A 12756-nucleotide genomic window follows, 5' to 3' on the forward strand; every position below is an offset into this window, starting at 1 on the left:
CGGGCGCGATCTTCGGCGATGCGCGGAGGGCGAGGCTGATCGAGGCTGATGCGCACCCTCCGCGCGATCGCCGGCCACGGTGCCGGACTTTCGCCTGTGCTAGCTGCCGAGAATGAGGTCGGCAGCCCGCTCGCCGACCATGATCGAGGGCGCGTTGGTGTTTCCAGAAGGAACGGTGGGCATGATCGAGGCGTCCGCTACTCGCAGACCGTCGATGCCGAAGACTCGCAGATCCGCTCCCACCACGGCCTCGGGATCCCCGGACGAGCCCATTTTGCAGGTGCCGACCTGGTGGTGATAGGTGCCCGCCGTCCGACGCACGAAGGCGCGCAGATCATCGCGTGTCCTGGCTTCCGGACCAGGCGAGATCTCCGACTTCCGCCAGTGGTCGAACGCCGCGGACGCACCTATCTCGCGAGAGATCTCGACGGCGTCGACCATGGCTTCCAGATCGTAGGGATCGGCGAGGATATTCGGGTCGGCCAGCGGCAGCTCGCGCGGGTCCGACGACGCGAGCCGCAGGGTCCCGCGAGATCTGGGAGCGACGATGCCGGGCGCGATCGTGTATCCGTGCTCGGGCACGGGGTAGCCATCGGCTGGATACGGGATGTGCATGAACAACGGTTGCAGATCGGGCGCCGCACCGGTCCATCCGCTGCTGCGCGCGTACAGTTGCGCCTCGAGCAGGTTGTTCGTGCCCGCGGGCAGTGGCAGCTTCGATTCGTAGATGTTGCTGAGCAGCACATGATCGTGCAAATTCGCGCCGACCCCCGGGAGCTCCACGAGTGTGTCGACACCGATCGATGCCAGATCGGCACCCGGTCCGATACCGCTGAGCAACAATACTTTCGGTGATCCGATCGCACCACAACTGAGGATGACTTCGGCATCCGCGTAGGCGCGGACCACGGCAGCATCCGCACCCGAGAATTCGACACCGACCGCCCGGCCGTTTTCGATGACAACACGATGCACGAGCGCACCGGTGGTCACCGTCAATTTCGGATGATCGAGGATCGGCCCGACGAAGCTCTTCCACGCGCTCATGCGTTCGCCGCCACGAGTGGTGGTGTGGTTGTAACCGACCCCGGTCATCTCCTCGCCGTTGAAGTCGTCGATCAGCGTGTGCCCACTCCGGGTGGCCGCATCCACGAAAGCCGCCGCGAGCGGGTGGGGTGTGCCCATCGTCGACACGGGCAACGGACCGTCGCCGCCGTGATGCTTCGAGGCACCGAGTTCGTGCGACTCCGACCGCTTGAACAACGGCAGGACGTTGCTCCACGCCCAACCCTGGTCGCCGGTTTCCTTGGCCCACCCGTCGTAATCGCTGGCATGGCCACGGATGTAGATCATGCCGTTCAGCGAGCTGCTGCCGCCCAGCACTTTGCCTCTGGGCCAGAAGATCCTGCGGTTGTCGGCGTGCTTCTGCGGCGTGGTGAACAACCCCCAGTCCTGCGAACCACCGAGCAGCAAGGGCCAACCCTGTGGGGAGTGGATCGCCGGATCCGTGTCCACCGGACCGGCCTCGATGACGTGCACACTGTGCCCCGCATCGATCAGCCGTCTGACCACAACACTTCCCGCCGACCCCGCACCCATCACGATGTAATCGGCGCTGTGCGTTCCCTCGCTCACATCCATCTCCAACCAACGTCAAAAGTGACTGTAGTCACACAGAATGGAGGAGCCGGGGTGAAATAGATTGTGCGACAACGAACAAGTTTTGGTCGAATCGCGCACTTGCGGAGTGTGAATCCGTAGTGGTGTAGTCGATCACCCGATCCGCGCCCAGCGAGCGCACGGTCTCACACGGCGTGTGCCGCGCACCGCCGTCACGTCGGCGTCCAGCGCCGTCGCGATCTGCACCGCGCTGGTTCCTATGCCACCTACGCCTCCGCGGCAGGGACAGTTCCTCGTCTTGGATGAGCGCACCCGTTGGTCGCCGACGCTGGACCTCTCCGGCGGCGAACCGCACGGCGAACTGGCCCTGCTGTCCATTCCCCCGGTGGTCCGCCCGGTCGCGGGAGCCTACGACCTACGCAAACGCGACCAGGTGACGGAAATCCGGGTGACCCTGCGGCACAAGCAGATTCAGGTGATCGTGCTACCGCAGATCGCGGACGCGTTGCAGGAGCATTGGCAGCTCGCGCCGCCGACCCACTGAGGAGCGCGGCCGGTCGATAGATGCGGGACTTCCGATCCACCCGGCGCACCGCCCTTCACGCCCCCGCCCAAGCCGAATTGGTTCCCTCCGCCACGGGGGCGCCGGGCGGTGAAAACCAGGTTCAGTTAATGGTGGAAGGTTATTCATCCGCGTCAGTAAGTCCAGTTCGTGCCGGTGCCTCGGTACTGCTCCACAGAGATGGGCTCGGCACCGGGCTTCATGTGATCGAGGTAGAGCCGTCCGTGCAAGTGGTCGACCTCGTGGGCGACCAGGCGCGCGACGCCACGATCGAACACGGTGATGCGGGTGTTGCCGTCGATATCGGTGTGCTCTACGTGGATTGTCAACGGGCGCGGCACCCGCCCGCGCAGGTCGAAGAAGCTCAAGCATCCTTCGTATTGTTCGTCTTCCCCGCTGGTTTCGACGATCCGTGGGTTGAACAGCGTGATGGTATCTCCGTTGGGGGTTCGCACGATCGCTGCGGCACGGCTGATGCCGATCTGGGGCGCGGCGATGCCCATCCCCTTGCCGAATACGTGAGCCTGGGCTACACGTTCGGCGGCTGAATTCAGTTCGGCCACGACGCGGCGCGCGTCTTCCGCTTCGGCGGGCAGATCGAACGGGCGCGCGACCTGGCGCAGGATCTCGTCACCTTCCTGCGCGATGCCCAGTCCAGCCATGATCTTGCTCGGTGGGGTGCGTTCGTCGTCGCTGCGTCCGCGGAAGTCCCATTCGAGGCGGTAGCGCGCATGCAGCGGCGGATCGTCGGTGGACCAGGCGTAGATGTGCCGTTCCTGGTCGACCTGCTGGGAAATGGGCGTGCGGAACGGCTGGCCTTCGGCCGCCATCGAGGTCTGGAGCCCCCAAACCGAGGGCTCGAGCGCGGCGGGGAAGTCCAACCGCACCGACAGGCGGTTGGTGGGAAGGCGTACCGCGCGCTGAAACCAGTTACCCCAGTGCGCTTCTGAGACGGTGTAGTCGTACTCGATCCAGCAGGCATGGCCGGGGTAGAGCGGGAAGTGGCGGCCACCATTGAGTTCGCTGAACATCAGCCAGACTTCCTTGAACGCATCGCGGTCATGGTGGGCGGTCCAGGCCATGGGCTCGGCGCGGTGTTCGCCGTGCCAGGCATGCAAGTCGATCTCGTCCCAGGTCAGTGGGTGTTCGTGATAGAGCTGGTTGGATCGCTCGGGGTCGCCGGGGTATCGGTCGACCGAGATCCGGATCAGGTAGCGGGTGATCGGTTCGGAGCCGCCGTTGATCAGGCGCCGCCGTTGGCGCAGCCGGTAAGTGTGCCCGTCGAAGGACAAGCTCGCATCGTCGTGATCAACCACCAGTGACCCGGCAGCGTCGCTGAGATCGACAGCGGCCGGACGGGTGACGGCGGAGCGGGAGGTGCGGAACTCCTCGAACGCGGCGCGCAGTGCCCCACCGGCTTGAAGAGCCGACTCGGCGCAGGCGGCGAACGCTCGGGATGGCTTCTCGGTGCCGGATTCGATCTTGGACACATACGGGCGGCTGTAGCCGAGTTTGGCGGCCAGCGCCCGCCGTGACAGGCCACGGACATCGCGCCATCGGCGCAACTCGAGCGCGAAGGCATTGACCTGCGTCACGGCATCGATCTCGGGCGAGGTTTCGGCCGGGGTCACTGTCGGTGCTCCTGTTCGCGCGGGGTGTGCATGTGCGTAAGTACCCCGTGAGTATGCGCCCACTCTGACGAAACACCCTGCATCCGTGGGGAAATCGCACAACCAGCGACCCGCCTCGGGCCTAACCTGTTGATTTCCCTGGGGTGGTTCGCGGCCAATACGATTCGGGGAGGCAAAACATGAGCAGAGTCCTGGTGACCGGGGGTGCGGGTTTCATCGGCTCGCACTACGTCCGGCATCTACTCGGCCACGATGACGTCGAGCAGGTCACTGTGCTCGACGCACTCACTTACGCCGGGCACGCGGAGAACCTCGGCGCCGCGATGCTCTCGCCGCGGCTGCGTCTGGTTACCGGCGATATCAGCGACGCCGTCCTGGTGGACGAGTTGGCGGCTTCACACGACGAAATCGTCCACTTGGCCGCGGAGTCGCACGTCGATCACTCCTTCGCTCAGGCCGCACGGTTTATCGCCACGAATGTGGCAGGCACGCAGACGGTTCTCGATGCCGCCCTCCGACACCGGATCGCCAAGGTGGTGCATGTGTCCACCGATGAGGTGTACGGGCCCGCGCTTGAAGGTGCCGCGAGCGAGGACGCCGCGCTGGCGCCGACCGTGCCGTACGCGGCGAGCAAGGCCGCTGCGGACCTGGTCGCGTTGTCCTACTACCGGACTCACGGCGTGCCGGTGTGTGTGACTCGCTCGTCGAACAACTACGGCCCGAATCAGCACCCGGAAAAGATCATCCCTGCCCACATCACCGCGTTGTTGCACGGAACCAACATCGTGCTGCACGGCGACGGACAGCATGTGCGGAACTGGCTGCACGTCGCCGACAACTGCGCGGGCCTGGAGCTCGTGCGCCGCCACGGCACTCCGGGGCAGGTCTACAACCTCGGCGGTGGAACCGATTTGACCAACGAAGCCCTCACCGGGCTGATCTTGGCCGCGATGGGCGCGGACTGGGATCGCGTCGTCCGGGTGCCCGATCGCCGCTGCAACGACCGCCGCTACGCGATGACCTGGGACAAGATCGCCCGGCTGGGATACCGGCCCCGGCTAAGCATCGAAGACGGCCTGGCCGGAACCATCGCCTGGTATCGCGTCAATACCGACCTGTGGGCGCCGATGCTGGCTGCCCGCACCGGCGCCGGCGTCCGGCGGTGAGCGAGGCACGGGTGCTGGTCACCGGTGTCGGTGGCCAGCCCGGTTTCGACTTGGCGCGGCGCCTGCATCAGCTCGGCGCCACAGTGATCGGCGTCGATACTGACCCGCTGGCCAACGGGCTGCTACTGGACGGAATCGAACCGCGGCTGTGCCCGCACGTCGAGGACCCCCGCTACGGGCAGGCACTGGTGAAACTGTGCGAGACCGAGGCCGTCGACGCGGTGGCCCCCACTCTCGAATCCGAGCTGCCTGCGCTTATCAAGATGACCGCCGAGATGCACACGCTGGGTGCGCGGACATGGCTGCCGCCAAGCTCGGCCGCCGCCGCCTGCCGGGACAAGGCCACCTTCGCCCAGGCGCTCGCGGCGGCCGGCGTCGCGCACCCGGCAACGTGGCTGCCCGAACACCTCGACGACGCACCCTCCGATGGGGAGTTCGTCGTCAAACCTCGTCGGGGCCAGGGCTCACGTGGAGTACTGGCCTGTCGGGGCCGTGACCAGGCGCGCGCGGCCTGCTTGCTGATCGAGGACCCGATCGTGCAAACCCGGATCACCGGCACCGAATTCACCGCGGACTGTCTCGTCGGCGACGACGGCCGAGCTGGTGTCGTCCTGCGGTGGCGGCTACTGACCAAGGGCGGGCTGTCGATCGTGACCAGCACCTTCACCGACCCCGACATCAACGCCCTCGTGCGCGGCACCCTAGTTGCGGTCGGAATCCGCGGGTGGTGTTGCGTGCAGGGTTTCGCTACCGACACCGGCACGCAGATCACCGAGGTCAACGCACGGCCCGCCGGTGCGTTTCTGGCCTCCGAAGCCGCCGGCGCCGACCTGACGGGCCAATACCTTGCTGCCCTGCTCGGTGGGCCGATCGACTACGACCGACTCACCTACCGCCCCGGGGTAAGGCTCACCAAGTACGTCGACACCCTCGCCATCGTCACCACCACAGGAGACCGTGATGCTCACGCCGACTGACTCTCCGGCCGTCGCCCGCAACGCCGCCCCGTACCTGCACGGCCCCGAAGCTGCTGCCCTCGCCGCCGCGCTGGAGACCGGCCAGTACGGGCACAACACCGAAACCGAACTCTTCGAGCAGGAACTGGCCGCGTTCCTCGGCGTCGCCGACGTCGTCACGACCCATCGCGGCACCGCAGCCCTGCACATGGCGCTGATGGCAGTCGGGTTAGGGCGCGGCGACGAAGTCGTGGTCCCCTCCCAAACGTTCTGCGCCACCGTTCACGCCATCCGCGCCGCCGGCGGAGTGCCGCGGTTCGCCGACATCGACCCCACAACCCAATGCGTCACCCCCGAAACCGTCGAGGCCGCGATCACGGTCAACACCCGCGCGGTGCTGCCGGTGTTCTACGGCGGCCGCGCTGTCGACCTGACCGAACTCCGGCTGGCCGACCGGGAAATCGCCGTGGTCGAAGACGCTGCCCACGCCTTCGGCTCCCGCCACCATGACGGGCGCCGGGTCGGTGCCACCGGTCAGCTCACCTGCTTCTCGTTCGGCCCGATCAAGAACATCACCTCGGTAGAGGGCGGTGCGGTGGTGGCCCGCAACCGCCGCGAAGCCGAACGACTGCGTACCATGCGGACACTGGGTATCCGCGCTACACAGCTGACCCGCATTCGCACCACCGACTACCGCGTCGACGGCTTCGGTCTGCCGTATCACCTGTCGGCCGTGCACGCCGCGGTCGGCCGAGTACAGCTGGCTCACTTCGACCACGTCATCGGTCGGCGAATCGCCCTGTGGCGCAGTTACGCCCGCGCGCTCGCCGACCTCGAGGGGGTGCGTCTCGTCGACGTCGGTATCGACAACACGGTGCCGTTCAACCTGGTCGTGCGAGTGCGTGACCGTGACCAGGTGTTCGCACGAATGAGAACGGCCGGCATCGGGGTCGGGGTCCACTACCCGCCCAACCACACACAACCTGCCTTCGAGCGCTGGCACCGCCGTCTGCCTGCCACCGAGCACTCCGCGCCGGAGCTGCTGTCGCTGCCGTTTCACCTCGCCATCACCGACACCGACGTCACTACCGTCGTCACGGCATTGGCTGGCGCGCTGGAACCCGCGGCTACCTGACCGGCTCGCCGACGGCGACGGCGCGCACCAGCCCAGCAAGGCGCTGTCCCGCATCCGGGCGCCCCAACTCCCGCGCGCCCTTGCCCACCCGGGCGCGGGCGTCCGGATCGGTCAGCAGCCCGGCGACGGCCGCGCCGACGGTCTCACTGGTGACCGTGCCCGTCACCGTGATCGCGGCCCCGGCCTCGGCGAGTAGCCGTGCCGCCCGCACCTGCTCGCCACCGGCCGACGACGCCAGTGGGATCAGCACCGCGGGCTTACCCAACGCGGTCAGCTCGGCGATCGTGCCTGCACCGGCACGGCACACCACCACCTCGGCCAACGCCAACGCATCCGCCATCCCCGCACCGTCGATGAAGTCGGTGACGTAGTAGCGGCCGGCCAGCTCGCCAGGCAACGCGGCCGCCGTGTGCTGCAACCCTGCAAGGTCCGCACCGCCGGACTGGTGAATGACGTTGGCCTGACACAACAGCGACTTCAGCATCCCGGCGACGGCGGTGTTGATCTGGTGGGCGCCCTGCGCACCGCCCGTGACCAGCACGGTCGGCAGCCCCCGGTGGAACCCGCGCCCGAACCGGTCCAACGCCGCAGGACCGCTGCCAGCCAGCACCGACTCACGGACCGGGTTGCCGGTGACTACCGCGCGTACGGCCGCCCGCGATGGCAACATCGTGACGGTCGCTTCGGAGGTCACGGCCACCGCGGTCGCGGCCCGCGCCAATACCCGGTTCGCCAGGCCCAGCCCGACCGTCTGCTCGTGCACCACCAACGGAACCCGCAGAACGCCAGCAGCCACACCGACCGGCACGGCCACATACCCGCCCGTGGTCAGTACGACATCAGGCGCGAACGCGCGCAGCCGGCGCACCGCCTGCGCCACACCGACCGGCACCCGCGCCATGTCGACGGCATTTGCGCGGGTCAGCATCCGCAGCGGGTTGCGGTCTCGGCGCAGCTTTCCCACTGCCACCGCGGTGAAATCGATATCGTCGGCAGCCGCGGTCCGCTGTTCGAGCGAGTCCGCCTGCCCGAACCACCGCACCTGCACCTGATCTGCACCAGCGCGCAGTTCTCGCGCAACAGAGAGCGCAGGGAAAACGTGCCCTCCGGTACCACCACCCGCTATCGCTACCCGCACGACGCCGCCTTCCATGATCCGGCTCTCACAACGCGCTCGAGTCTGCCACCAGGTAGGCCGTTCAACCGGAGCCGGCCCGGCCCCTCACAAGCGCATATGCGCACGGGCGGCGTAGCTTATGCTCCAGACCACGAGCCTTCTGGGCAGGCCGCCATTGCAGTAGTTGCGGCAGTTCGTCATTCGACGGGCTGTGTCTCGGCGAAGGGGCGGCCTTCCGTTCCGTCTATGGGCGCTTGAACCCGCCATCGACAACGCCGGCGGTGAACGCGTCCCATTCACCTGGGGTGAACACTAGCGCTGGCCCGGTCGGATTCTTGGAGTCACGAACGCCAACCATGCCTCCGTCGAGGTGGGCTACCTCTACGCATTCGCCGCTGTCCCCCGAACTGTGGCGTGACTTGAACCACTTTGCCCCCGTCAGGTCGACTTCAGCGTTCACAGTCATAACTCCTAGCTATCTCTCGCAATAGTGTGCGACTCGACCGAGCATCCATCGTCGCCCCGATCAGTGCACGGAACGTGTGCCGGCAGCGTCGCACGTCCTCGCGCTTCTCGAGATACGCATCCCCCGTGTAGCTCTCGGCGTAGATGACCGGCGGTTCTACCGGCTTCCCTTGTGCGTCCTTCGGGAAGGTCATCACGATGAATGGGGTGACCAGCCTGCCGATCGGCAAGCCGGCTTCTTGCCTGAGTATGCGTAACTCGATGTTGTCGAGCGTACTCATGTCCGCCGCGTGCCTGCACTGACCAGCCATCACCTGCGTGCCGCCGATAACGGTCCGCAGTGCGTTCTCATGGATCACGGCGGTGAGCTTGCACGGGTTCCGGGGCCGCGTGAGCAGATGCTGACGTCGCGCCAGAACCGCTGCCAGCCGTTCCAATCCGTCCTCCGGAACTCGCGGCTGTTTGGCTCGGTTCATGGCCTGCGCGTAGTCGTGGGTCTGGAGCAGGCCAGGAAAGATCAGCGGCTGAAACATATCCAATTCACTGGCCGCGGACTCCAGTTCGACATATGTGTTGAACTTCCGGTCCAACAAATCACTGTAGGTGCGCAGCCAGGATCGGACCGGAGCCTCTCCTGCAAGTTCCTTCCACACCACAAGGTCTTCCGCGTCGACCCCGTACAGTCCGCCCAGGGCGTCAAGATCCGTCGCCCTGACCTTCTTGTTGCGCCCGTTCTCCAGTCTGCTGATGGTTGCGTTACCCCAACCGAGTGTCCGCGCTGCCACCTCCAGGCTCAGTCCCGCCGCCGTCCGTGCCTCTCGCAGCAAACGGCCCAACTGTCGACGCGGCAGACTGGTTTCGGCATCCTCCGGCCCGTCATCTTCTTCTTTCACCCCTTGCGACCCCCTTCCGCTCTGCAATGCAGCTTCATTTCGCAACGGAAGGAGCGTTGCTCGGCCAGAGGAAGGCTTGCTGCGCTTTCGCGCAAGTTTCCTGAACCGAACGCGTCGCGTACCGAACATCGACTCGCGACAACATGCTGTCCGCATGGCGAATAACGCTCTTCCACATCGAAACCCGTTCGTCGGCCCGCCTGTCGCGCCGTCGGTCGATGTCCCTGCCGATGTCGTCGAGCGGTTCCTGAACGCATTACATGAGTGGCGATTCGAGCAGACGCACCACCAACCTGATCAAGAAGTCTGAAACGGATGGAGCACATCCCTTTCGGGGACACACCCCGATCCCGCTGCCACTTCTACCGGCGCGTGTGCGATCTGCCCGCGGTGATCGACCCGCCCGAACTCGGACGCATCATCATGCGCACCTCGCACGTAGGAGCGTTGACCATGCCCGCTCCGTTAGGGCGAGCCGTCAGACAAGTCATGCAGCGCCGCAGGGATGCGACCGGGCCGATTGTGGCGCATCCTCGCTCGAACAGGTGGACCTACATTGTGCGGCCCGATTTTCCCGACGACACAAAGCTATTCGCAGAGATGTTCCGGCTCGACGTGTCGATTGTCCGGGAAGGCGGAACGGTGGCACTCCCATCACCCACAGCTGCCTCCGGCGCTATCTGGCATTGGATCGAGACACCCCGGGACAGGTACCGCCCGTCCGGAATGGTTGTGGTCGAATCCATTCGGGCGTGCGTCGATCCGGGTAGCCGATGACCAGGGGCGAAAAGCGATGACTTCTCCGCTGCCGAACGATCCGGATGTGCATCTGTCGGTGTTCCTGCACGGCGTCCGGCTCGACTTCACAGCCTGCCTTACCGCCGCGTTGACGTTCATCGAAGAACACCGGAAACGCCACTACGTGGACGCGGTGCACATACTGCCTGATAATGCCGAGGGCCGGCCCAGGCTACCGAACGAGCGGTTGTACCTGGAACGATGAGGATTCCTTGCCCGGCGACCGGTGCACGCGCGACACTGGCCTGTTCGGACCATGGCGAGAAGGAGCTGGGCATGGGGAACGACGAGCAGTTGACCATCGATCTCGGCGTACCCGTCGAACAGGCCGAATGGGGAAAATGGGTCGACCCTGATCGGCGCGCGGCGCAGGTGCGGAAGTTCATGGACCATGCAGGCATAAGCCGCTTTCCCTCGGAACCCTGGCCGGAAGGATCGGCGGAGGCGAAGCGTCTGGACCCTATTGTCGCGGAATTGTTCCCGGACATGGCTACCGCGATGGCTCCGGAGAATGCCGACATGGCCGACGCTTTCGTCTGTTTCATCGGGGAATGTTTCATCAAGTTCGCGGGCGCTGAATGGATCGAATACGAATGGCCCGGCAGAGAATATACGTTCTACGAAGGCATAAATCCCGCTCTCCGATTCGACACATACGACGAAGACGAGATCACGGCGTGGTATCTGATGGACAGCATGGTCGGATACGCGGGGCAGGATATTCTAAAACGGTACCGCCGATTATTTTCGTGACCGCGAGAACGGCTATGTCGAGCAGTCGCAAATTTTCAGAGTCCCGAGTGCGGGTAACGTTCAATTCAACAAGATCAAAGACCCTGCGTGATATTCCGCCCGCGCCATTGCCCGAAGGCGCTCCAGAATTGGCGCAACTCGACGCAACTGTGGCCGGTTCAGGTGAAGGCTAAGGCTGTTCCAGAATGTCGAATGGAATGGTTGCCTCGACCGGCTCGTCGAGTAGCAGTACGCGTCGGTGGACCGTGTGAGCACGGTAGCGGCGGCCGGACCAGTCGAGACGGTATTCCTCGATCTCTTCGATGCGTTCTTCTTTCTGATCGAGCCGGACGATCAAGTAGCGCGGAATACCGGCGGCCGCGTATTGGATCCGCTTGTCGGTGATATCGGCATCGATGGTCGATTCCGAAGTGACCTCGACCACCAGCAGAATGTGCTCACGCACGATGTTGACGTCGTACGGCTCGCAGTCCCGGATCCAGATGTCGGGGTAGCGGATGTTCAACCGCCGATCCGCCGCCGGGGATTCCGCGTCGGCGAATCGTGCGGCCACGTCGGAGTCCACGACCATGCACGGCCCACCGTCACGTCGGGCCGACTCCAGCATTCCGGCCAGCCGCCGCACCACACGGCGGTGCACCGGACTTTGGGCCATCATCCGCACCACGCACCCGTCGACGACTTCGATGTCACCGAGCCCGGCAGTCACCCCTTCGGCGAACTGCTCGGCCGTCACACGCAGTACCTGTTGCTCTTCGGGAGCGCTCATAGCGGATATCATTGCAGTTCGACCGGACCCGATCACGGCCTGGAACGGTTGCCGGCCGCGAGCGACTGACGCTCGGTCCATCCGTAACGCGGCGTCGAACAAGTCGTCCGGCACGCCGTCCCTGCCCGCGCAGCGGCGCGCAGTGCGGTGCGCAGTGAGGTCAGGGCAGCAGCGTGGCCGGATCGATCGTGAATTCGAAAGGGCTGCGCAAGGTGACGTTGTCACCAGCGGACACCCGATGGGTCAGCTCGTAGGTACCGTCGCCACCGAGTTCGTGTGCGAACAGAACGGGAAGCGACTCCCCCGGCAACTGCCCCTTGAATGCGTTGGGCTCGAAGCGCCAGTAGTTCGCGATGCCGGCTTCAGCGTAAACCACCGGTTTGACCATTCGATCTTGCAGCGTGGTGGATTTGGACACCACCTCGACCACCAACTGAACCTGGGCTACCGGTATGCCGCGGTCATCCCAGTCTATCGGTCCGTTCGCCACGACTAAATCAGGAATCGGTTCATCGTCATCGATCAACACACCCACACCTTCGAGAACCAGGTAGCCGGACGGCGCGACAGCTGTTAGCGCGCGTACCAGGCATTGGACCAGCCACTGATGACGAGGCTTGGGCGCCGCATTCACGACGAGCTGACCATTCAACACCTCGTAACGCAATCCATCTTCGGGCATATGATCGAGGTCGGCAGCCGTCCAACCGTCGGCGTGCGGAACTGGCATTGCCATGAAACCACCTCCAACCTCGCATAACGGCGCCGATGTCGCCGCCGAACGACCTGAGTGTAGTCGTTCGGATCAGGCCCGGTCGACAGAGCGCAGCGATGCCGCTGGTGCAGGGAGCGGATTGATCCGTGCCCTGCACCAGCGATAACCGTTATTCC

General features: G+C 65.2%; 13 protein-coding genes. 6 read left to right on the top strand and 7 right to left on the bottom strand.

The annotated features are described in order from the left end of the window. Nucleotides 1–99 precede the first annotated feature (99 nt). A complete protein-coding gene (locus ACT89H_RS11815; RefSeq protein WP_445108598.1) occupies nucleotides 100–1635 on the bottom strand; it encodes a GMC family oxidoreductase in 1536 nt (511 codons plus the stop codon). A 283-nt stretch (nucleotides 1636–1918) separates the two neighbouring features. Here ACT89H_RS11815 and ACT89H_RS11820 point away from each other — a divergent pair, with 283 nt between their 5' ends. Beyond that, a complete protein-coding gene (locus tag ACT89H_RS11820) occupies nucleotides 1919–2164 on the top strand; it encodes a hypothetical protein (RefSeq protein WP_445108599.1) in 246 nt (81 codons plus the stop codon). 152 nt (nucleotides 2165–2316) lie between these two features. Here the strand turns inward: ACT89H_RS11820 and ACT89H_RS11825 are convergent, their stop codons facing one another. Then, nucleotides 2317–3813 (bottom strand): peptide deformylase, encoded by a 1497-nt coding sequence (locus ACT89H_RS11825; RefSeq protein WP_445108600.1) that lies wholly within the window; start codon nucleotides 3811–3813, stop codon nucleotides 2317–2319. Between the two features lie 179 nt (nucleotides 3814–3992). Here ACT89H_RS11825 and ACT89H_RS11830 point away from each other — a divergent pair, with 179 nt between their 5' ends. The 3 genes from ACT89H_RS11830 to ACT89H_RS11840 are packed head-to-tail and all read left to right on the top strand — an operon-like array spanning nucleotide 3993 to nucleotide 7070. Beyond that, nucleotides 3993–4979: a dTDP-glucose 4,6-dehydratase gene (locus ACT89H_RS11830; RefSeq protein WP_445108601.1), complete on the top strand. Its 987-nt coding sequence runs from the start codon at nucleotides 3993–3995 to the stop codon at nucleotides 4977–4979. Continuing rightward, nucleotides 4976–5956 (top strand): ATP-grasp domain-containing protein, encoded by a 981-nt coding sequence (locus ACT89H_RS11835; RefSeq protein ID WP_445108602.1) that lies wholly within the window; start codon nucleotides 4976–4978, stop codon nucleotides 5954–5956. The genes ACT89H_RS11830 and ACT89H_RS11835 overlap by 4 nt, the downstream gene beginning before the upstream one ends. Beyond that, a complete protein-coding gene (locus ACT89H_RS11840; RefSeq protein ID WP_445108603.1) occupies nucleotides 5940–7070 on the top strand; it encodes a DegT/DnrJ/EryC1/StrS family aminotransferase in 1131 nt (376 codons plus the stop codon). Before ACT89H_RS11835 ends, ACT89H_RS11840 begins: the two co-directional genes overlap by 17 nt. Here ACT89H_RS11840 and ACT89H_RS11845 read toward each other — a convergent pair. The 3 genes from ACT89H_RS11845 to ACT89H_RS11855 form a co-directional block, all read right to left on the bottom strand. Further along, nucleotides 7063–8223, bottom strand: a complete 1161-nt coding sequence (locus ACT89H_RS11845; RefSeq protein WP_445108604.1) for a UDP-N-acetylglucosamine--N-acetylmuramyl-(pentapeptide) pyrophosphoryl-undecaprenol N-acetylglucosamine transferase — start codon at nucleotides 8221–8223, stop codon at nucleotides 7063–7065. The two genes, ACT89H_RS11840 and ACT89H_RS11845, sit on opposite strands and share 8 nt — an antisense overlap. Before the next feature lie 208 nt (nucleotides 8224–8431). After that, nucleotides 8432–8653 (bottom strand): DUF397 domain-containing protein, encoded by a 222-nt coding sequence (locus ACT89H_RS11850; RefSeq protein WP_445108605.1) that lies wholly within the window; start codon nucleotides 8651–8653, stop codon nucleotides 8432–8434. After that, nucleotides 8637–9545, bottom strand: coding sequence for a helix-turn-helix domain-containing protein (locus ACT89H_RS11855; protein WP_445108606.1), 909 nt, complete (start codon nucleotides 9543–9545; stop codon nucleotides 8637–8639). The genes ACT89H_RS11850 and ACT89H_RS11855 overlap by 17 nt, the downstream gene beginning before the upstream one ends. Before the next feature lie 793 nt (nucleotides 9546–10338). Between ACT89H_RS11855 and ACT89H_RS11860 the strand changes: the two genes are divergently transcribed. Together ACT89H_RS11860 and ACT89H_RS11865 are read left to right on the top strand one after the other, a co-directional pair. Beyond that, nucleotides 10339–10548 (top strand): hypothetical protein, encoded by a 210-nt coding sequence (locus ACT89H_RS11860; protein ID WP_445108607.1) that lies wholly within the window; start codon nucleotides 10339–10341, stop codon nucleotides 10546–10548. 71 nt (nucleotides 10549–10619) lie between these two features. Next, entirely contained in the window at nucleotides 10620–11096 is a 477-nt protein-coding gene (locus ACT89H_RS11865) for a hypothetical protein (RefSeq protein ID WP_445108608.1), read from the top strand. Nucleotides 11097–11265: 169 nt separating this feature from the next. Here the strand turns inward: ACT89H_RS11865 and ACT89H_RS11870 are convergent, their stop codons facing one another. After that, a complete protein-coding gene (locus ACT89H_RS11870; protein WP_445108609.1) occupies nucleotides 11266–11865 on the bottom strand; it encodes a Uma2 family endonuclease in 600 nt (199 codons plus the stop codon). A 160-nt stretch (nucleotides 11866–12025) separates the two neighbouring features. Continuing rightward, complete coding sequence (locus tag ACT89H_RS11875; protein WP_445108610.1) at nucleotides 12026–12601, bottom strand: Uma2 family endonuclease; 576 nt, start codon at nucleotides 12599–12601, stop codon at nucleotides 12026–12028. Nucleotides 12602–12756: the final 155 nt, after the last annotated feature.

It is taken from the genome of Nocardia aegles (assembly GCF_052545135.1).